The 23,157-nt window shown below is 37.2% G+C and carries 14 protein-coding genes; 4 read left to right on the top strand and 10 right to left on the bottom strand.

The genetic code is table 11. From position 1 onward, the window contains the following. Positions 1-6: 6 nt before the first annotated feature. Both C8K15_RS05290 and ezrA read right to left on the bottom strand, forming a co-directional pair. The gene (locus C8K15_RS05290) at positions 7-1,140 is read right to left on the bottom strand and encodes a cysteine desulfurase family protein (protein WP_108585389.1); all 1,134 of its coding nucleotides are present in this window, start codon (positions 1,138-1,140) and stop codon (positions 7-9) included. 64 nt (positions 1,141-1,204) lie between these two features. After that, positions 1,205-2,905 (bottom strand): septation ring formation regulator EzrA, encoded by a 1,701-nt coding sequence (ezrA, locus tag C8K15_RS05295; RefSeq protein WP_108585390.1) that lies wholly within the window; start codon positions 2,903-2,905, stop codon positions 1,205-1,207. 146 nt (positions 2,906-3,051) lie between these two features. Between ezrA and hisJ the strand changes: the two genes are divergently transcribed. Together hisJ and C8K15_RS05305 are read left to right on the top strand one after the other, a co-directional pair. Beyond that, the gene (gene hisJ / locus C8K15_RS05300) at positions 3,052-3,846 is read left to right on the top strand and encodes a histidinol-phosphatase HisJ (protein ID WP_108585391.1); all 795 of its coding nucleotides are present in this window, start codon (positions 3,052-3,054) and stop codon (positions 3,844-3,846) included. 69 nt (positions 3,847-3,915) lie between these two features. After that, positions 3,916-4,395 (top strand): GAF domain-containing protein, encoded by a 480-nt coding sequence (locus C8K15_RS05305; protein ID WP_108585392.1) that lies wholly within the window; start codon positions 3,916-3,918, stop codon positions 4,393-4,395. A gap of 41 nt (positions 4,396-4,436) precedes the next feature. Here the strand turns inward: C8K15_RS05305 and megL are convergent, their stop codons facing one another. Further along, the gene (gene megL, locus C8K15_RS05310; protein WP_108585393.1) at positions 4,437-5,648 is read right to left on the bottom strand and encodes a methionine gamma-lyase; all 1,212 of its coding nucleotides are present in this window, start codon (positions 5,646-5,648) and stop codon (positions 4,437-4,439) included. Between the two features lie 344 nt (positions 5,649-5,992). Between megL and rpsD the strand changes: the two genes are divergently transcribed. Next, on the top strand, positions 5,993-6,595 hold the full coding sequence (gene rpsD / locus C8K15_RS05315; RefSeq protein ID WP_108585394.1) for a 30S ribosomal protein S4: 603 nt from the start codon (positions 5,993-5,995) through the stop codon (positions 6,593-6,595). Positions 6,596-7,000: 405 nt separating this feature from the next. On the opposite strand, the gene C8K15_RS20685 is transcribed toward rpsD, so the two are convergent. The 4 genes from C8K15_RS20685 to C8K15_RS05325 all read right to left on the bottom strand — a co-directional run bounded on the left by C8K15_RS20685 (position 7,001) and on the right by C8K15_RS05325 (position 9,293). After that, positions 7,001-7,288 (bottom strand): site-specific integrase, encoded by a 288-nt coding sequence (locus C8K15_RS20685; RefSeq protein WP_233260384.1) that lies wholly within the window; start codon positions 7,286-7,288, stop codon positions 7,001-7,003. 98 nt (positions 7,289-7,386) lie between these two features. Continuing rightward, positions 7,387-7,554, bottom strand: a complete 168-nt coding sequence (locus tag C8K15_RS20545) for a hypothetical protein (RefSeq protein WP_199224063.1) — start codon at positions 7,552-7,554, stop codon at positions 7,387-7,389. 185 nt (positions 7,555-7,739) lie between these two features. Further along, positions 7,740-7,913, bottom strand: a complete 174-nt coding sequence (locus C8K15_RS20215; RefSeq protein ID WP_158268258.1) for a hypothetical protein — start codon at positions 7,911-7,913, stop codon at positions 7,740-7,742. Positions 7,914-8,072: 159 nt separating this feature from the next. Beyond that, the gene (locus C8K15_RS05325) at positions 8,073-9,293 is read right to left on the bottom strand and encodes a helix-turn-helix domain-containing protein (protein ID WP_108585395.1); all 1,221 of its coding nucleotides are present in this window, start codon (positions 9,291-9,293) and stop codon (positions 8,073-8,075) included. Positions 9,294-9,636: 343 nt separating this feature from the next. On the opposite strand from C8K15_RS05325, the gene C8K15_RS05330 reads away from it, so the two are divergent. Beyond that, entirely contained in the window at positions 9,637-10,551 is a 915-nt protein-coding gene (locus tag C8K15_RS05330) for a LysR family transcriptional regulator (RefSeq protein ID WP_108585396.1), read from the top strand. Between the two features lie 377 nt (positions 10,552-10,928). Here the strand turns inward: C8K15_RS05330 and C8K15_RS05335 are convergent, their stop codons facing one another. The 3 genes from C8K15_RS05335 to C8K15_RS05345 form a co-directional block, all read right to left on the bottom strand. Continuing rightward, positions 10,929-11,168 (bottom strand): S-layer homology domain-containing protein, encoded by a 240-nt coding sequence (locus C8K15_RS05335; protein WP_108585397.1) that lies wholly within the window; start codon positions 11,166-11,168, stop codon positions 10,929-10,931. Positions 11,169-11,198: 30 nt separating this feature from the next. Continuing rightward, entirely contained in the window at positions 11,199-14,579 is a 3,381-nt protein-coding gene (locus C8K15_RS05340) for a S8 family serine peptidase (RefSeq protein WP_233260390.1), read from the bottom strand. A gap of 538 nt (positions 14,580-15,117) precedes the next feature. Then, a complete protein-coding gene (locus C8K15_RS05345; RefSeq protein ID WP_158268259.1) occupies positions 15,118-23,139 on the bottom strand; it encodes a S8 family serine peptidase in 8,022 nt (2,673 codons plus the stop codon). Between the last annotated feature and the right edge of the window lie 18 nt (positions 23,140-23,157).

The following is a 23,157-nucleotide window of genomic DNA, read 5'->3' on the forward strand; positions in this document are numbered from 1 at the left end:
TTTGAATTATTCTCCTTTAACTTGCTTCATAATTGTTGAAAAATTTTCGGTAAAATAATCTATTTGTTGATCCGTATTACTTGTGCCTAAACTTATGCGAATGACTCCACGGATATAGTCATCTGGTAATCCGATTGATTCAATAACATGACTAGTTTTTGTTTGTTTTGACGAACAAGCACTCGAAGTTGAAACGATGATTTCTTTAGCTTGCAAAGCATTTACTAGTACTTCTCCTTTTAAGTGACGGACACTAATTGTTAAAATATGAGCAGCTGCTTCATCAGCAGAAAGTATTCGAACATTTCGATATCCTCGGAAAGAACTTCTTAGTTTTTCGTTCCATTGTATATATTTTGAAAGCATATGAGATTGATTTTCAAAAGCAAGTCTCATGGCTTTTGCAAACGACACCGCTTGTGCCACTGGAACCGTGCCACTTCGTAATCCAAACTCTTGTCCACCGCCAACAATGACTGGTTCGAAGGATACATGACCTTTCCATGCAACAATTCCTGATCCTTTTAAGCCATTGAATTTATGTGCGGACAAGGTTAAAACATCAACACCAAGTTTATCAAATGACACAGGATATTTCCCGAAACTTTGAATGGCATCTACATGAAATACTGCGCGGCTATATTGATGAATCATATTTGCTAATTCCTTTATTGGTTGTATGCTGCCAAGTTCATTATTTATATGCATAATACTGACCAAAATCGTATCTTTTCGTAAACAAGCTTTTACTTCATCAACTGAAATCAACCCTTTTTCATTAACAGGTAAAATTTCCACTTCAAAACCTTGGCGCTCTAATTGCTTCATCGCTTCTAAAACTGACGGATGTTCAATACTTGAAGTAATAATATGTTTGCCACGAGAATTTAAATTTTTAGCTACTCCTTGAATGGCAAAGTGATTAGACTCGGTTCCACCTGAAGTGAAAATAACTCTTGTTTCATCAGTTCCGAGCATATCTGCAACTTGTTTTCTTGCCCGCGATAAAAGAGTGTTCACTTCCACTCCAAGTTCATGTATCGAGGCAGGATTTGCATAAAATTCTTCATTCACTTTAATAAATGTTTCCAAAACTTCTTTATGTGGTTTTGTCGTTGCACTATGATCAAAATAATACACGGCTATACTCCTTTTCAATAGAAAACCACCAACACGTGTTGTGTGGTGGTTTCAACTGACTTTATTATGAACGCCATGCGTCCTCTTTGACAAGCACTTCGATTCGTTTCATTGCTCCAGGTTCAACTTCTTCAACAGCTGTTGCTGCTTCTTCAAGAGCCTTTGTGTATCGAAGTTGGCGGAATGCAGCTTCAGCTTCTAACAAGCGCTGATTCATACGTGGATGACTTGCTCGGTAACGGTTACCATATTGGATGATACGTTCAATCAATAAGACGTTCTCAAGCATTTCTTTCGCTTTTCCATGCACTTCATGAATACACTTATCTGCTTTAGCTAAATAACTATCCACTAATTTCATATTCAATGGCACTTCTTGAAGGCTCTGCATAACTAAGTAAATGTGTTCTTCTGCTTCTTCTAAGCGAACATCCATTTCTTCAGGTATACCTGGCATATTCGCTTTATGTACCATTCGATCTGTTTCATGGAGCAATTGCTTCAGTTCATCTAAGTTCTTACGCGCTCGATTTTCATCGATACGTAAACTCTTTAAACTATTTGAAAAACGATCCTGTTCTTCGTATAAGTTCTCCAAGTCAGCCGCAATAAGTGTTAGTTCATCTTGTAAGCTTGAATATGCTAATTGGTCTTCACTTGCACGTTGTTCGACTAAATCATAACGTTTTTGCAAAGTTTCAATTTGCTTTAAACAAACAAGAGGAATTTCTGCTTGATTTTCAGGTAAACGATAACTTTGTTGTACATAAGCTGCTTCATCGCTTGTTTGACGAGTAATACTCGTGACCTCTGCCAATCTCATTTCAGTAGGCTGACGATACTGATCAACATAACGTTTAGCCATAACTTCTTTTTCAAGCATGTCATAGAAAGCTTCGATTTCATCTTTCATTTGTTCGACACGTACCATAACGTCTTTAATATCGAGTTGAATAATGGATTCCTTCATAATGATTAATTCTTCATCTAACTTATTTAGTTGTTCCGTTAATTCTAGATGTTCTAAATAATACGAGTGTGCTTCCATTTCACGTTGTCCATTGCGAAGGTCGTGAATACTAGCTGGAATCTTATTTTGCACGTCTGTTAATAATGAAGGAATATCATGCAATAAATTAAAAACAAATTGAGCTTCTTGATTTAATCCAATAACGATTTCACGTGCCAATAAATAATTACCACTTTCTGTCAGACGGTCGTATTCATCAAATTGAGGTCCGAATTGTTCCAGTTTTTTCTCAAGTGGAACAGCTGCTGCACCAAATGAATGTTGATGAGCGAGCAATGTCTTTCGAGCTGCACGATATTGTTCTTTCAATTGGTCCATTTCAACACGATTTTTTTCTTCGCTGCCAATCAATTGTTCCAGTTCCACCAAGATTAGTGACATTTGTTCATCACTTTGTTGAATCCGCTCTTCGATTTCTTTTTCCAATGAAGTGGCACGTTTAAAGTTGAACCTATCTATGCTTTCCTCAGCATCGAATAATAGTGAATCAATTTTCGGCATGTGAACATCCATAACTTGAGTCCAGCTATTACGCCAGTTTTCAAACATATCTTCCGTCTGTCCATTCATATTAAGTTGTTTGACTTTAGTCATTTCTTCTAATATCGGCTTATTTTGAATTTGATGTTTGTCATGTTCCAATCTAACAATCTCGTTATTATGTTTGCGACGCATCATAAATAAGAGAATAAGTAATGCAATTAGTACGATGATTGCAATGATGATATAATTCATCGTAAGCCCCCTGTTCCAAAAATCACGGTCTATGCCAGTTATATATGTAATCTTACCATGAAACAAATGAATATGTTGACGAAAATAGAAGAATTTTGCCGAATTTATGTAAAAAGTGACATTTATACGTGGGAGGTATTCATTTAATGAAGCGAGATGCTCACATTCACAGTCCATTTTGTCCCCACGGAACAAAAGACTCGTTTGAATTATACATAGAAAAAGCTATTTTGAATGGGTTTACGGATATCTCATTCACAGAGCACGCCCCAGCACCTCAGGGATTTATTGACACTGTTCCTACTCGAGATAGTTTCCTTAATCCAAACATGCTCGAACCATATATAGGAGAATTACAACAACTAAAAAAACAATATGCTAATGATATTTCAATTAAAATCGGATTAGAAGTCGACTTTATAGAAGGCTTTGAAAAAGAGACTACTCAATTATTAAATGAAATAGGTCATACCTTAGATGATTCTATTTTATCTGTTCATTTCCTGCTAAAAGATAAAAAATATTCATGTATTGATTTTTCACCACTGTCTTTTAATTCTTTTGTACAACAGTTCGACTCTCTTGAAAACGTTTATTCTCTGTATTATAGGACTGTACAAAATTCGATTTCTAGTGACCTTGGACCATACAAACCAAAGCGAATTGGACATCCAACATTAATTCACAAATTTCAACATCACCACAATGTGATCGTTGATGATCATGAAATGATTATGAAAACATTAGAATTAATGAAACATAACGAATATGAACTGGATGTAAATAGTGCAGGCTTAGCCAAACAGTTTTGTTTGGAACCCTATCCCCCACATCGATACATTCAGTTGGCAAAGGACCTAGGTATTCCACTCGTTTTTGGATCAGACGCTCACAGGGCAGAAGACTTGCATCAATTTTATAAAGACGTATATACTCAATAAATGTTTCGAGCTAGAAGTAAAAACCCGAAAGAACACTATTTCCAAATATTATAATTAAGAGGTGATTTCATGTTTGAACAATCAACATATGTTGGAGATACACCACAACAATATGAAATGTTAGCAAAACAACTGGACGCATTATTAAACGGTGAGAAAAATGTCATGGCTAATTTAAGTAATGCTTCTGCCTTATTAAATCAATTCTTCGATCGTATTAACTGGGTAGGTTTTTATATGATGGATGGTAATGAACTTGTCCTCGGACCTTTTCAAGGATTACCTGCTTGTATTAGAATTCCAATAGGTAGAGGGGTTTGTGGAACCACTGTTGCAAAAAAAGAAACGATAATCGTTCCTGACGTGCATGCTTTTCCTGGACATATCGCATGTGATGCTGCTTCACAATCAGAAATCGTTGTACCTTTACTAAAAAATGGCGAGGTTATCGGCGTGCTTGATATCGACAGTCCTGAAAAGGATCGTTTCCAAGAAGAAGATCAACAAGGTCTTGAACATTTTGTTTCTATATTAATGAAACATATTTAAAAGGATGAAGTGGTTTGATAGCCACTTCATCCTTTTTTGTTTTATTTAGTCATTGCAAAATGTGTTTCAACTTTTGCAAATGCTTGTTTTAAATCTGCCATTATGTCTTCCACGTGCTCAAGTCCTACTGACAGACGAAGTAATGAATGGCTAACTCCCATCTTTTCTCGTTCTACTTCTGGAATGACTGAGTGGGTCATTGTAGCTGGATGCTGAATGAGCGTTTCCGCATCCCCTAAACTAACGGCAATTTTAATTAGTTGCAGTTCATTCATAAAAAACTGTGCAGCTTTTTTGCCGCCTTTTATATTAAATGAAATGAGCCCACCTCCAGCTTTCATTTGTTTTTTGGCAATTTCATATTGCGGATGTGAAGGATCAAACGGATAGAGGATCTCAGATACGACTGATGCTGATTGTAAAAACGACACCAATTGTTGAGCATTTTCTGAGTGTCGATCCATTCTAACGTGAAGTGTTTTTAATCCTCTAATGATTAACCAGGCATCAAATGGTGAGATAATTCCTCCAACGTCTTTTTGAACGGTCATTCGAATATTCATCATATCATCCACATCATTACCTATTAATAATCCTGCAATGACATCTCCATGACCATTAATATATTTTGTAGCACTATGCAACACATAGTCAGCGCCGAAATCAAGTGGGTTTTGTAAGTATGGAGAAGAGAATGTATTATCAACAATTACTTTTAGTCCATGTTTTTTTGCAACTTTATTAACTAATTCTAAATCCACAAGTTCCATGGTTGGATTTATTGGTGTTTCTATATATACACAGACAGTCTCCGGTCGTATTGACGCTTCGATTTCTTGTTCTGTCGATAAGGCACTAAAACTATGTGAAATATTATATTTTTCATCCATCATTTCGAGTAAGCCAAATGTACAACCGTAAATTCCTCGCGAACAAAGAATGTGATCACCTGTTTTCGTTACATGAATAAGTACTGCACTAACTGCGGCCATCCCCGACCCAAACGCTAATGCACTTTGTCCATTTTCAAGTTCTGCTATTCTTTCTTCTAAAATCCGAACGGTAGGATTCCCTAAACGTGAATAGATATTCCCAGATTCCTCTCCCGCAAAACGTCGTTCCCCTTGTTCAGCTGAGGAAAATGTATAAGTGGATGTTTGATATAAAGGAACGGATAAACTATCATGATGATGTTCAGACGAATACCCTTTGTGAATAATAGTTGTTTCTTTTCGAATAAATTCATTTTTCATAATAAGCACCCCTAATTTTATGTAAACGCTTTCATACCTATCATTTCCATCTTACTCGATTCCAAGATTTTTGAAAAGGTCAACTTCCCTAATCGTTTCATTTAATTGTCAAGGTCTCATCTTGACACTACACTATTAAATAGATACAATAGAGGATGTGTAAAATAAAAGCAGCAGTTGTATGGTCTTATTCGTTTCATTTTATTCCTCCAAGGTTATTGGATGGGGTATCTCGTAACCCTTGGCTGCGAGGGCGAAGGTACATGAAAATAAAATGACAGTTTGATTGATACATCTGGTCTTATTTTACAACAAAATAAAACCACTAAAAGGAGGAGTCTCTCATGGCTCGTTATACAGGTCCAGCTTGGAAATTATCTCGTCGTCTTGGTCTATCACTAAGCGGTACAGGTAAAGAATTAGAAAAACGCCCTTACGCACCAGGACAACACGGTCCTAACCAACGTAAAAAAATCTCGGAATACGGTTTACAATTACAAGAGAAGCAAAAGCTTCGTCACATGTATGGTGTAAACGAACGTCAATTCCGTACACTTTTCGATAAAGCGGCTAAAATGCCTGGTAAATCTGGTGAGAACTTCATGATTCTTCTTGATACTCGCCTTGACAACATCGTTTACCGTTTAGGTCTTTCACGCACTCGTCGTGGAGCTCGTCAATTAGTAAACCACGGTCACGTTATGGTTGATGGAAAACGCGTTGATATTCCTTCATACCGTCTAAAAGCAGGTCAAGAAATTTCTCTTCGTGAAAAATCTCAAAACCTTGATATCGTTAATGAGTCTATGGAAGTAAACAACTTTGTTCCTGAATACTTATCTTTCGATGCAGACAAAAAAGTTGGTACATTCATTCGTCGTCCAGAACGTAGCGAATTATCTGCTGAAATCAATGAATCATTAATCGTTGAGTACTACTCACGTTAATAGCTATACTTTGCAAAGTGTAGTATTAAAAGCCCTAGAATCCTTGTTAAATCAAGATTTTAGGGCTTTTTCTTTTTTACTAAAATGTAAAATAAAGCAAAGATAAGCAGGTTATTGGGGCTAATCAAAAATATTAATGGCGGCGTATGTACAGGAAATGTGCATGTAAGTTAAAGCTACTCTCAAAAAGCATTTCTTTAAGGTGCTTTCTTTGTTAAGTGTTTTCTATTTTTCTTTTGGCTTTACTTAGCCACGGTAGGATACAGGACTGACTAAGACCATTAACTTGACAGGGTGAAGGACGGGTGAAGGACGCTGGTTCGATCCCAGTCGGGATCATTATTATTGAAAAGCCTGTAAACGTTGATACATCAATTTTTTACAGGTTTTTTATAAATTGATTTCTCACTTCAAATACCTTGCAAAGTTCCTATAATTCATTAAATGTCCGCCATTTATTTGATGATTATTATTAACTCTGCCTTGAATCGCATTGTAAAATATATCTGCTACGTCATTATCTGAGTTTGGTAAGAGATGGGCATAATATTCAAACGTGATTTTAGGATTTGCATGTCTCAGTCGATTCGAAATTTTAACGATGTCCACGCCTTCAGAAATAAGGTTACACGCCCCAGCCATAATTAGTGGTCGGTGGCCCACTAACTTTCTTAAGTCCATAATATAGCCCATATATTGCCTCCACAAATAAAATCTAAAAAATATCGCATTTTAAAGATATTTTTTCTCCCATTTTTAATTATCCTGTTGCGTTAGCTGAACAAGAAATCTTATTTGTTTTCCGTTTCTATTTCCGATACCAACTTACAAAGATAGCCAACAATGTATTCTCTTTTGATCATTTCTTCAATGTCATCATTTTCTACAAGGTCATCTACACCTTTATTTATAACTCCCCATAACGGCGTGTTTTCAAACTTTTTATAAGGATGCTCCATAGAAAAGGTTACCTCCCGATTTAATTATTTAATTCCTTCTTCACCTTTTCTTATTAAAGTAAACTGCCCCGTTAGTTCAATAAGTTCAACAAAAAAAGCGTTAATCCTTCTTGAAACAACGCACCCGTGAATTCAAAAAGACATTATAAATTATTACTTCAATCTTCTTCTTTTGCTACCAGTAACTACTCTTTTATTCCTTTAATATAGTATTTAGATTTAAATACTACATAAGAAATTACATTGTAAGTTAATGAACATAGAATAATGGTCAGAGTTTTGTTATATGTAATCGTTCCAAACTGATACATTTGAACACCTGTTTTATCGTGTTCAATAATGGACGAGTTTTGTTTCATAGTGGATTAAAATTCAACGATTCATAATCTTAGTATGTTTTTCTTATTGAACTAACGGATAGATCCAACTATCTTTTTATCTCTCGGCTGGGTACCAGTTTTTTATGCACTTTGTCTACACACTGAAACAAGAATACAATAAGTATTCTTGTTTTTTTATTAAGTAACGAGTATTAATTTTGCCATTTCTAATGCTTTATCAGGTAAGTTTATTTTAGAATAATAGTTAAAAAGTTCTTTTTCAGACCGTTGAATTAAATAAGTGTAACCAAATTTAGTAAACATCGGTAATGCTTTATTATCTAAATATTTAAAGTATTCTTTTTCTTTAGACTTAATTAAATAAAGGTTAAGTCTAAATAGATGAATATACAATAATTGATTAATTCGAATCGCAATAATTAATCCATCCTCAGCAAGTCGTATTAATTCATCATTTGGGATAAGTTCTCCTTCAAACGAGCTACGAATATATCCTTCTAAAGTAAGTAAGTAAAAAGGAGATTCTGAATTTTTGAGCGACATTGATTGTTTATAATAAAAAATAGCTTGTTCATAATTTTTTCTTCGGTAGTACTCATACGCTAAGTTATGGAATAATTTTGCCTTTCGATCAGGAGCATTAAATAACTCACAACTTTTGATTAAACTCTTAAAACGACTAATAATTTCATCATAATCACTGTTTTCAGTAACTTGAATAATCATAATCATTTCAGCGTCAATAACTCTAAGATAGTTATTAATATCCTTAAAATATTTATGCGACTTTTCTGCACAATAATATGCCGCAACTGGTGATTGATTTGTATGATAAGCCATTGCTAAGTGATAATAATATTCTGGATTCTTATAACCCTCAATTTGTATTTGTTTTAGAGTTTGGATTGCTTTGATATGGTCTTCACATTTTAAATAATAAATACCCAAAACATGTTTTAATAAATTGGATTCATATTCTGTTAATTCGTTCTCTAATTTTTGTATTTTCTTTATGATTTTCTTTGCTTCACGGGTATTATTATGAATTAAAAAATATCTTACTCGAAGTAAATGATATAAGTGTATATAATCTGAAATCGCGATTAATTCATCATGTTCTAATTCACTATTAATTTGTTCGATTTCTTCTTCTAATTCCATGATGATTGCATCATGCCATTGTGTTAAGCGGTGTTTAATATTGAGTGATTTTTTTAATTCTACATCCATCTCTATTCCTAGTCTCTCTGATAATAAAGATATGATTTCATTATTATAGGTTGTTCGGTTACACTCAATTTTACTAATATGTGTGATCGAACAGATATCCTTTCCTAGTTGTTCTTGAGTTAGTTTGTATTTTTCTCGATAAAACTTTATGATTTTCCCCTCATACATAACCCAATTTCACCTCTTCTATGTTGGCTGAATTTTAGTAAACCAAATTATGTTTCAAACTATATTCTCTTTGACGAAATATACATATTGGCATTTGGTAAGAATAGAAAATTAATTAGAAAGAGATATTTATTAAAATTTTACAATTTTCGATAAATTAAGTACATTTACAAAAATGGTATACGTTATGAAGGAATGCTTAACAAGAAGTTATATTTTCAAAAACGAAGAATGGTTGTTTCTGTTCCGATAATACTAACATTGGATTGTATTTTAATTTTTTCATAACTAATATTAGGAGTATTAGTATAATATGATTATGTGTTAAAGCTGAGGTGAAAAGATGAATTTTGAACAAATGGAGTATATTCTAACTGTCGCTAATGAAAAGTCAATAACAAAGGCAGCTGAAAAATTATTTATATCACCTTCTGGAATGAGTCAGTCAATTACAAAATTAGAAAATGAGCTCGGTATTAAAATATTTAATCGTTCGAAACAAGGAGTAACTCCAACGTTTGAAGGGAAAATAGTTATTTCTAAAGCAATTACATTACGAGACACCATAAAAGATTTAAAAAAAGAGATTGAGATATATAAAAATAATAATAAAGTACAATTGAAAATACTAACCGCCCCTGCTTTTTCTTATATCATTCAAGATCTATTGGTAAAGTTTAATTCGGATCATAAGGAATTGTCTTTCGACATAGTCGAGCAAAATCCAGCAAATATTATTCGAAATTTTAATAAACATAATTATGACATTGCATTTATTTCAGCAACAATAGAGGAACTAAAAAGAGAAAGTAATATTAGTTTCGAACATTTACGCAGAGGTCAAATATGTATTGCTGTTGGTAAAAAATCTCCCTTTTATTCAATAGAATATGTAACTCCAAAAGATTTAGAAAATGCCAAAATAGTGATGTATAAAGATGCTGACTATAAAAGGTTGTTAAAAATTACCAAAATTAATTCAAAAAATATAGTATTGAAATCAAATAGAAGTAGCCTTCTATTTGAATTGGTAAAAGAGAGCCAAGCTATTTTATATCTTCATGATTTTACGATTAAAAATCGCCCAATGGTATTGAATGGAGACATTAGGATCATTCCTTTAAAGGAAGAAAACTTCTTCGAAATAGATTTCTGGCTTATATATTTAGAAATGAAAGGTTTAACACCGGTGGTAAGGGAATTTATTAAAGAATTAAAAAATCAATTTAAAAAGATAGGGATACAATCAATAAATTAAAAATATTAGGGAAAAAAGCCGTCAACTGAACGCCTTTTACCTAATAGTAGTTATCGTCCGTGTAAAGCTAAGATTATTTAAGTCAAAACTATTTCTTGATGAATAGTATGTATATTATTACGAATATTGACACCCTACCTCTTAGAAACTTTACTTTTTCATTGCACAAAACTTGCACAGACACACTAGAAACAATAGAAATAAAAGATTATCAATGCATAAAATTTCAACGACCTATTGATTTAATGGACTTAATCGAACTAAAATATTCAGTAATACTGAATGATCCTCGTACACTGTAATTGACAGGGGAGGGGTCGCTGGTTCAGAAGTGCATTAAAAAAAGAGCCGAAATTACTCGGCTCTTCTTTTCCAAATCAGTTTATTAATTTAAGTGTGTCCAATCTACCGTAGAGCATAACTGCTGCTTCAGCACGTGTTGCATTGTTTTTAGGATTGAACTGACCTTCGTTCCCTTTAATAACACCTAGTGCAGTTGCTTTATAGACTGAATCAATTGCATATGTACCAATTAATTGATGGTCTTTAAAGTTAGCTGGTTTTTCTAGGTTGTCTAGTTTTATTTTATCTTTATACTCAACTGCTCTTACAACCATTGCCACGATTTCTTCACGTTTAATCGGAGCCTATGGATTAAATTTACCATCCTTCATTCCGTTCACAATGCCTGCATTGGCAGCTGCTTCAATACCTGCAAATGCCCACTTTTTGCTTGTGTTCACATCCTCAAACTTGCCCTCGTACGTCTTCAACGGAAGGTTTAGCGCGCGAGCAAGTAATACGGTGAATTCTGCACGCGTAATTTGTGCGTTTGGTGCAAAGGAAGTTTCCGTTTTCCCTTGGATAATTCCCTTCGCTGCAAGCTTATTAATTTCATCTTTTGCGAAAGTATTTGTAATATCCGTGAATGCTGGTGGTGTTTCTGGTTTAGGATCAACCGGGCCAGGACCAGGACCAACATCCTGCTTAATCGTTAGTTTCCCTTGTGCTTTCTGTTTAACTCTTTTTCCAGTGGCATCTGTTAGTTCAACTTTAATAATAGCATTTTGAATTTTTACATCTGGAACGGTCCAAACGCCCTTATAAACTCCTGGCTCAACCTCTTCCATTATATTTTTAGCAGAGGATTGCGTCTTCTTTTGCGCAGGGAGTTTCACTTCAAAGTTTGCTTCTCCACCGATTACATTACTTCGGAAGGAGATTTCTAGCTCCTCACCAGGGAACATAGATTGGTCAATTGCCGGTTTAAGATCTTGAATGACAGGTTTATCGGATAGTAGTGAAACAATAACAGGATCCGATTTTCCCGTCATTTTCCCATTCAACATGGAGACTGCTATTAAACTATTTTCACCGTCATTAATTTTCATTGGGATTGAAAATTTGCCTTCATCGCCAACTTTTGCAGTACCTACTTCTTCATTATTATTCATCAGCTTAATCGTTGTTGTCGGTGAGGCAGTTCCTTCTACCGTGATGTTTTCGTCTTTGAATACTTCATCCTGTTTTGGCGAAGTAATTGAAGGCTTGTCTACTTCATAACTAACACGTGCACGGATCATATAATTACCGTCTTCAACAAATGCTGGATAAAATTCGCCGTCAAGATATTGATAGCTTCTCTCCATATAAGGATTACCGTTATCGGTTGCCAAACCAAGCGCCTCCGGATAATTCAGTGTTTGGACATACACCATATAAAAATCTCCATCAACCTTGATATTGTAATCGGTTAAATCAACTACTGTCCAGTCATCCAATACAGCTTCAGCGGCTATCGGGCCACCAAGTTTCTTACCCGGTAACCCATCGCGTCCAGAGGCATCCCATACTTCCACATTAAATTCCGTTCCATGTGTTTCTGAGTATTTTTTATCCTTTAAGTGAAACACACCATCTGTGACAATCGCTGATTTCTTATTCTCTGGCAATGACATTTTTACTGCCCAGCCAGCTCCACCGCCAAAATACATACTGCCACTATCAACTTTTCCATTATCGTAGCCAATTTCGCCGCCAGGATACGTGTAAAAAGGATCAAGAACAATATCAACCTCTTGCCGATTTCCTTTTATTGTAATAGCAACATCTTGACTGTGATAGCCGCTTCTCATGGCTTTCAACGTATAAGTTCCTTCATTAGCTGTAATTTCATATTTACCGTCCTTATTCGTCGCCACAGGTGTAATATTGGCATCTTCCATAAGGAGTAATGTTACACCTTCAACAGCTTCCCCCGAGATTTTATCGGTAATCACACCACTTATAGTTCCTTTGGGGATTTCATTCAATGTGAAATCTGCGTGTATAGCTTTATCTTTTTCAAACGTTACTGATTGCTGTTTAGATTGATATCCATATGCTTCGGCTTGAACTGTATATTTGCCAGCAGCATGCGGGAGTTTATAAGAGCCGTTTTCAGGATTTGTGTTGACGTACTGTCTACTTTCAAGCACGCTAACTTTACCGCTTATCGGCAAATCAAAATTCTTAATCGTTTGGACCACTTTTCCTTCCAAAGTCCCCAGACCATCTCTAATAGAAGATACCGCATTGTATGCATTGACTAATCCATAGCCGTACCCGTTATTTGGTGATTCTGGATATTCCTTATCCGTTAAAGGCTTTGCTGTTTCTATTAAAATTTTTTCTATTTCATCAACCGATAAACTTGCATCTACTTCATATAATAATGCTACAACTGCCGATACAGCGGGGGCCGCCATCGATGATCCATTCCAACCGCCTTCGTAATCACTGCGAGGTATCGATGAACGAATATTCGCTCCAGGCGCTGAAATATCAGGCTTTATTTCACCATATGGTGAAGGGCCGCGTAATGAAAAGTCTCCAACTATATCATTACTATCCGTTGCTCCCACTGCAAATGATTCGGGATAGTTTGCTGGATTGGCGACTGATCCAGGCCCGCCATCATTAGTCATGCCCGTGTTTCCAACTGCGAATGTAGGAAATATCCCGGCATTTCTCCATTCTCTTACTACATCTCGATACCATTCATCAAGACCTGGTCCGCCACCCCATGAGTTGTTAACAATATCAGGTGCCATGTCAACGCGGGTATTCCCATTTGCATCTGTTGGTGCTAAAATCCACTCTGCAGCAGCCAATAGATTGGCATCACTTCCGCTAGTCTCCGAGAATGCCTTAACAGCAATCCATTTTGCGCCCGGTGCTACTCCTATTTTGTTAGATCCATCTGGTTCACTGCCGACCATTGTCCCAGTCACATGTGTTCCATGTCCTAAATCATCATATGGAATCGATTGTCCGGCAGTGGCATCAAACCAATTAAAGTCGTGATCAACTTCTCCGGTTGCTGCATTATAGCCGCGATACTTTTCCTTTAATGCGGGGTGATCCAATTGAACACCGGTATCAATACTCGCTATTACAACACCTGTACCGTCGATTCCCTTTTCCCATAAAGCCGGAGCTCCAACTCTCTCAACGTTCCACTCTACATTCGCTAGATTTGAATTAGGGCTTTCTTCTTTAGTTGTTGAAGCAAATAATTGTCTTGTTTCGTTTGGCAGTACTTTTTCAACTTCGGAAAAGGTTGCTATCTTTTCTGCAACCTCTTTCGTCGCTGTAACAGCCATACCATTGACGATAAAATAGGAATTAAAAGATTCGACATTCCCTTTATGTACTTCTTGTTTAAGATATTTTAATACGTTTTGCTGCTCTACATGTGCAGTAGCTTTTAATTCAGATACTAATTCAGAGCGTTGGATAAACTTTTCTTTATTCGCCGTTAGTTTTTCTTGCTTCGCAATCGCTTTCGCCCGCTTTATAGCATTTGCTGTATCTGCTTTTTCTTTAAATTTGATTAAAAAAGTTACTTTATCATCTTTTTTAAACTTATCCAGTAAACGATTGCTTACCTTTACCTTTGCAGCAGTTTGGTGATCATTTACATAACGGTTTGATGCCTTAATTGATTCAGCATACGCGGGTCCTGGTGATAGTAATGAAAATACCATAAGTAATGTTGCTACAATACTAAATATTCGCTTGTGACAGTGTTTCCTTTTCTTCAATTCGTTCCCTCCCCTTCGATTTTCAAATTGATACTTGTCATTTGAAGTTGCCGTCTTTGTTTGCGACATCAATCGTTCAAAAATCCATCAGTATTTTTCACCTCCTCAACTCTCAATCTCAATCGTTACTATTATAGGATAAAATACAATATATTTCTATAAATTTAGTTTGAATAGTTTGAATATATATCTGACAGAAAACATTTAGAATTGCATAGCCGATTCATAGTAGCTTCTGGCGTTTCATTGATATGACAAATAAAACCTTGATTTAAACAGAAGCTTTTAATAGATTTGGAATAATCAAAAGTAGTAGTCGAACCTGTTAAAATGACTTTCCCTAAGTATCTTAAACGTAGTGCGAAAAAAAAATAGACTGTCGAGAAAGTCTCGACAGTCTATCTGACTCAAGTAGAGTCTGTTTATTATAACTTGATTAATTCATCATTCGAAATAACTACTGTTTCATTATTATCTGAACTTATTTTCGTTTAAACGTTACATAAATCAAATGATTCCTTGTTACGTTCGTAAATGTATATGCATTGTTTTTAGGCTTTACATTCACTCCGTCAACCTTCAACGTAGCAATCTTATAACCTTTTTTCGGTGTGATTTTGAACGTTTTATTTGTTCCGTCAACCACTGTAACATTTCTGCTCGGGCTAATTGTACCATTGCTTCCTGCTGTTGCTGTGATCGTATGAACGATTTGCTTGAACGTTACATTGATCGTATGATTTTTCGTTACGTTAGTAATTTTGTAGGCATTATTTTTAGGCATAACATTCACTCCGTCAACCTTCAACGTAGCAATCTTATAACCTTTTTTCGGTGTGATTTTGAACGTTCGATCAGTTCCATCATTCACTGTAACATTTCCGCTCGGGCTAATTTTACCATGATCACCTGCAGTTGCTGTGATCGTATGAACGATTTGCTTGAACGTTACATTGATCGTATGATTTTTCGTTACGTTAGTAATTTTGTAGGCATTATTTTTAGGCATAACATTCACTCCGTCAACCTTCAACGTAGCAATCTTACAACCTTTTTTCGGTGTGATTTTGAACGTTTGATCTGTTCCATCATTCACTGTAACATTTCCGCTCGGGCTAATTTTACCATGATCACCTGCAGTTGCTGTGATCGTGTGAACGATTTGTTTGAATTTTACATTGATTGTATGATTGCTCGTTATGTTAGTAAATGTGTAGGTGTTGTTTGTTGCCTTTGAATCCACACCATCAATTTCCAACTTAGCAATCTCAAATCCCCTGTTTGGTGTGATCGTGAACGTTTGGTCTTTTCCGTGATTCACAAAAACGCCGCCGGTCGGGTTAATTGTTCCAAAATCACTCGCAGTTGCGATGATCAAATGCGCCAACTCGTCACTTACGAAAATATCAAATGTGGCATCGATATAACCAGGCGCGGAAACTGTAAACTTATAATCACCTAATGCGTCGAACAATGATCTATCAACAAATGTCAACTCAGTTGCTGAAAGCTTGTATTTACTCGGATCAACTAGTGTGCCATTCATCGAAACAACTGGTTCTTTTTCTAACCATGCTGAATCCGATGTGTAGCTTATAGTAATTGGTTTAACTTCTTGAATATAAGCAATTTTTGAAGCAAACTCTGGCGGGTTGCTCTTAACTACTTGAGTTACTGTCGTATCTGGATAGGAATACGCTTTAAACTTAATCTCAATATTTCCTGTCTCTGGAAACGCCTTACTTGGGAGGTAAAGTGTGATATTTTTTGCATCTGACGATATAGTTGTATCCGCTTTAAATGATACTCCTCCTACCGTAATATCACCTAAAACTGCCTTTGCAGCTGTTGCCCATTTCATGTTTTCAGCATTGTTCGGTACAGTGATAATTACCGACTTGCCAATACCACTTGGTGTCAAAGTAGGCGTTGGTGCAGTTCTTTGAGCAAATGGTTGAGCAATTGTAATAGGTGCAAAGTATGGCGATTTGAACTTAATGTTCTTATTACCTGCAGCAGTATTCGACTGGGTTGCATTTCCGTCAATCGTTACTGCCCCGGTACCATTTGTTACTAATGTTGTTACAAAAGGTTTTACCGATGTATCTGATGTGAATCGTATTGTAACATCGCCATTGTCAATTGTTTGATCTGACGTTGACGCAAGTAAAATTGAACTTCTCCACAATGGATTATCGTCACCGTTAATTGTGTACGTAATGGTGTCGCCAAACTGCGGTGTTCCTGCAGGCGTGGAAAGCGTAATTGCTGGCGCAGTTTGCGGTGTAACAGTTGCATTTACAGTATTGTCAGCATAACCCGGAGCTGTAACAATTAAACTCCTTGAAACTGCAGCACCACCATCTGTTCTTACCAAATCATATGGAATCGTTAATGTTCCTGCTGTTTCATCAATAACAACTCTAGTTTTGATTGTATTTCCACCAAATTTAATATTGCCACTAGTCTTTACTGCTGATATCCAATCCTTTGCTGCTGTATCAGGACTAAATGTCATTACTAGCTCTTGTCCAGCATATATTGTACCTGCCGGTTTTGTAAGTGTTATACCTTGTTTGTAGAAAGGCTGTTCAACTTTCACAGATTGGTAATTTGTTGCGATCACGTTGATCGTTATGATTCCTGGTGCTGTAATCAGTGATTTATCAATCTGTATAGGCGTTCCAGGTGCACCTATAGTAATGTTTTTAGTTGCAAAGTCCGCTCTCGGAATCGTAGTACTGCCAACTTGCACGGCTGTAATCGCATCTCTCCACGCTTGTGTATCGTTTGTAGCTCCAACTCCCATAGAAATCGGGTTTGAGTTACTATCATTAAAGTATCGATTCGATTCGGCAGTTAACGTTGGAGGCGCGAAAGCATTAATTCTTTGCGAAAATGTATACGTTGAGTAATTGTCCGCTGCTATAGTAATATTCCAATCATACATATATCGTCCGATCTGTTTCGAAGGTGTCGAGAAAACCCCTGCCGGAATTGTAAAGTTAAATGTTGTTGCGTTTGCCGGTGTCACTTGGTTAAAGAGCGCTGCAAGTTCAGTTCCCTTATAGGTTGCAACAACGTTATTGTCTGGATCTGTTACAGTTATTGAAGTAATATTCGGTTGCCAAATATCGCGATAGTGCGCGGCTGTGGAGCCTGTACCATCTTCACGGCTAAACGTTAACGCTTTTCCAGTTGTTGGACTATTATTCGGCGTAAGTAGGTTAAAGTTATTACCGATACCATCTTGCATTTTAAATTTCAAGGTGCGATTCATATAGCCCGGAGCTTTAAACACAATCGTGTGGGCTCCTGATTTTGCGAACAACGATGGATCAAATTCGTATTGTCCTTTGCCAGAAACAATTCTTTCAAAAATCGAATTTGTTGTAACGCCATTATACACATTTGTAGCTGTTTTACGGTCGACTCCATCAATAAGGATTTGTCCTCCAGCGCCGTCTATAGCGGCTCTCCACGCAGCATCCTCTATTGGCGTAACTGTTGAAGCACCCGTTGCAGCATCTGGAGTTTTATAAACTACAGAAAACAATTGAAACGGATTTACTTTGCCGTAATTTACGAAAGCATTTGGATCGCTTGTTTTGATATAAGGTACTGGTTTTACTACAGTGTTAAACGCAGTTAGATCCGAACCGCTTGGTACCGTATTAAATCCAGTTAACTGAATCTCTGCACTCGTAGTTAATACCATACTTCGTTCTAATGCTCCTGCATTAGAAGCAGTTGTATTGTATTTTCCGAAGTTTTTGACAATGTAACTAAAATCATTATAATCAATTACTTCGTCAAAGTTTAAATCAGCTGCTCTTGTGTAAGTTGACGGTGTCGCAACATAGGCATTGTATGCAGCACTTTCCGCCTCGATGTCTCTCATATCGATCACATCATCGCCATTCACATCACCCGCAAGCATAATACCATTAGGAACTTTAAAGTTTCCTCCTGCTGCATAACCATATTGTCCCGAACTGCTCACGGCTAAAGTTCCATAGTAAGTTAAATGTCCCGGCATTTTCATTGTAAAATTGTATGGCATAGTCCCCGCTTGCGTAGGAAGATCCGTTGTAAATAGTCCAACCCGATTTATGCCTGGGTCTTCACTTGAAGGGGCGCTTCCAGGGTCTTTCATTTTTTGCAATACAGAAGTAATACCGCCTGTATTAGGATCTTCAAATTTAACCTCGAAGCCTGATCCATTATCAGTTATTGGCGATGTTCCTCCGTATACATTAGATGTCGGATAAGATTGGAATCCTTCCGGTTTAATACTGCCGCTGATATAGGCTCCGCCTTTAATGTAAAGATTTTTATTAAGGAAGGTTGGAATTTGATGAAATCCGGTGGTACCACCGTTGTACGTTGTGATTTCCGGTAAAGCACCCGATCCGATAAGCCACATCGTATCGTATCCGGCATCGTTTGTAACTTTGTAAGTAATATCAAGGATAGGCATTTCCTGTGCAATGCCGTCGCTCATTGTATCTGCTGAATTCAATACACCTTGGGCTTGAACACTTGCAGGGAGATTGAAACTGAAAATAAAATTTTCATTTATATCCAGGTCTTGATGAATCCAACTTTTATCCGTTGTAATACCTTTGGATGCTAAAAATGCTTTGTATTTTTCACTAAAGTCAATATTCTTAATATCTGCAAACGGAAGCTCGTCGATATAGAACTTTGCGCCAACAACATTTTTAGGATATTTAATAGACAACGTTGATTTAAAGTTATCGCCTTTAGAGATTAATGTTTTGTCAACAAGGAAAGCAGGGTCAATCCCATTTAACGTGGTCGATCCTGGTGAATCCAAACGTTCCGTTCTGTTAACGACATACTCGTTACCTTTTTTAACAAAGTAATAATATCTTCCTTGAGTTTCAAGATTTCCTGCATAGGAATAATCTTCAGGGTAAATTCTGAACTGTGTCCCCCACATTTCTTTATAAGGGTCTTTATCCGTATTCACGAGGTCATCTTTGGATATACCAAATTTAAATTTTCCGTCTGCGTCTAAGTCCAGGAAGTAATTTACATACGGCGCAGAATTTGAGTCGCCTAGCATACCGTCTATTCTACCCAAAGATTGGCTCACGTTCGTATCGGTGTCATAGACCGGTGGTTTAGGAACTGCTGTTTCCTTACCAACATTCTTCATATAATCAACGTTTGAGTCGTAAGCTTTTCCTGAGAACCATTTTAACCCGCCGTCTGTCGTAGGACCGTTAGGGTCAATCTCATAAATGCCCGGTTCGCTACCTGCATCCATTTGCATTGTCGGAGCAGTGTTATCGACATAAACTGAGCTGTTTAATTCATAAAGCTTGCCGGTAGAAGCGTCAATTGCACGAGCCTGTATGACGTATCCGCCTTCGTCAGTTACTTTTGTCTGTGACAATTGCTGTGTAAGCTTCACAGAAAGATTAGGATCATCCTTGGAAATAGGAGCAGGATAAGGATTGTAAACCCCGTTTAGCATAAAAGATACATGCTTTAAATCCCCTAGCGTAAAGTTAGAAGCGCTAAATGCATTGATAAAACCTATATAATTACTGCCTGTTATATCCATGACATAAAGCTTAAGGCCAAAAGTAGGGTCAATCGGACTTTTCACTCTAACTCCTGCAAAAGCTGCCGGTAGAACGGCGAACGTATTAGGATTAAAATTTTTCTTACCGCCAAGTGTAAATGCTTTTCTTTCAACCTTGAATTCTATACCTCTACTTTGAATGTTAATAGCAAGAGGAATACGATAGGTTTCAGTAGAGCTGGCTGCATTAACAAAATTAATATATGCCTCGTAGTATCCACTTGCAGCCGAAGCAGGCATAGTGAACTTTGCTATAAGATGAATCGTGCCACCTGCGGGAACAGTAATCGAAGTTAATTCCGTTGCAGGCGATGTCTCATCACTTAAACTAATTTTAGCGCCTTCCTTTGCACCATCTTGTCCGTCTCTCACAAACGTATCCTTAAAGAAAACGCTCGTAGTGTCGAAAGTTTTAGCCGCAGCACCGTTATTGGTGATATACAAGTCGCCTGTTTTCGAAACAGAACCGTCTTCTTCACGCGGTGTATAGCCAAACGAAAATGAAGATGTTGTATTTTCTACACTAATAATATTGGAACTGGATGACTCATCGGTTGACGAGCGTGATTGAACAAAGTCCTTTACCTTAAATAGCATATCTGTATGCACAGCTTGATAAGGATCCGTTTTACCAGAACCGATTTGAAATAGACTTTTTTGAGTGTCAATAGGGTCTGAAGTTTGCATCAATGCTACTTTAACATCCTCAGGCTTATAGTTCGGATGAGCTGCCAAAATTAATGCAGCCATACCGGCAACATGAGGAGTTGCCATCGATGTACCTGACATCGTTTGGTAAGCATTCGAATAGTCTGTGTTAGTTGGTTCCCAAATATCATAAGGCGCGGTCGAGAAAACATCGACACCTGGCGCAACAACGTCAGGCTTGATTGCCAACGAACCTGTAACTGGACCAGTCGAGCTAAAAGGCGCAAGCGTATTTCCGCCCATCAAGTAGTTTTTTGCATTCGTAACGGAGATCGTCTTAATCGTACCGTTTTTAAAAGCATTATAGAAGTTTGTTCCGTCATTCTTGCTTAATTGCAATGTGTAGACTGCACCGCCTAACGGGCCCAGATAAAATGGATAAAACCCTTGCTCATCAACGATAAGACTAGGATTGTCGCTCGGAGTCCACAAAATCATGGCTTTAGCATGTTGTGCAGCTGCATACATCATAAGCTGGTTAACAGGCCCAGCACCACGCTTTACAAGTACAACTTTATCTGCAACGCTGATATTTTCATTTCGAAGATCATCATACGAAGCAAGAGTACCGTATCCAGCATCAACAATATCGTACTGAGTCGAACCGCTAAGTTTGGTATTTGATTCATTAAAATCATTTCCAATCAAACGAGTATTAGTAATGGCAAATGATTCTTGTTCATTTACACCATAGGAATGAATATCAAATGTTGGAACTTGTTTCGGGTAAGTAATAGCTCCGACCGTAATCGCCTTAGCAGCAGCACCTGGGGTTCCCAATGTGCCAGCGCCTGGACCGGCGTTGCCCGCAGCGATAACAGCAGTTACGCCAAGGTCAGTAATGTTATTGATTGCAACAGAATTAGATGATAACGAATCGTTATAATTCGCACCAAGTGATAAGTTAATTACTTTAACCCCATCCTTGTAGGATTGTTCGATTCCAGCCATAACAGACTCATCAGAACCTCCGTAAGGACCTAATACACGATAAGCATATAACTGTACTTCAGGCGCAACACCTCTAAGAGCATATAGAGAGTTGTTACGTGATTGACCTGCAATTGTACCGGCAACGTGAGTTCCGTGTGAAGTAATATATTGACGGTAATCTGTCGGGAAGTTTGGATCTCTCTGTTCTGGCGGAAGAGCATCATTCGTATTCTTCGCAGCCAACCAGTCAGAATATACCGTTTCCATCGGGTCGTCATCATTGTCTATAAAATCTTTACCACCTTGATATTCACCAGCGAGGTCTGGGTGGTTATAGTCGAGTCCTGTGTCAAGAACGCCGACTTTTACGCCCTTGCCTGTAATGCCTTCATTTTGAAGATCGTGGATTTTCAACCAATCGAGAACTGCTGTTTCACCCGATTGTGGGCCTTCTGGACCTGGAGCAGTAACAGGCACAGTCATCGGGTTAGATGAATTTTTTGATATAGCAGGGCTATCATTAGTCCCGCTAGTTGATTGTACTTTATTACGATTCGAACGTATAACGGGCAAAAAATTTGAGTTCGTTTGTTGTGCGGAAACCTTTCCGTCACCTGTAATGCTCGTAGGAACGTCTATCACCTGTGTAGAAGGAATTGGCGCATACTTAACGTTGAGATAAACGCTCTTTACGTACGGCAGTGCCAACATATCATTAATGGCGCTACTAGGCATTTTTACAGCCATGCCGTTAAATACTTGAGTATACTCACTTCCTATTTTAATAGGGTTAGATACGCCAGCGGCTCTCAAAGTTCTAGATTCACTGGTTACGAAACTCTTAAAATTGCTATGAGTTTGATTGACAGCTTCCTCAGCGCTTTTAAGTGTTTGTTTATTAACAGAGAATGTTTTAACACCAGCTGAAGAACTATTTTTTTGTTGATTCATCATTTGAACTGGCGCTGGATCAACATCAAATTGAACAATTAAATCTAGTGAATTTGACTTTTCTAGCAGCTTCGGGTCAAACTGAAGCTTTTGCAAATATAAGTTCTGCAATTGTCCCGCTTGATTCTGGTCAAAGTTGCTATTACTACCTAATTGGGCAGAAGTACTAGTGTTTACAGTTTTAGCAGAATGATCAGTGCTGCCAGCTGTTCCGCCTGTCATGGCAAATGTCGAAACTGTGTTGCCTAACAGAGTAAAACATGCAAGCAAGGTTGAAATGATCATCCTGTTCATTTTACGATGCCTCATACA

Source organism: Paenisporosarcina sp. OV554 (assembly GCF_003058165.1).
GTDB lineage: Bacteria > Bacillota > Bacilli > Bacillales_A > Planococcaceae > Paenisporosarcina.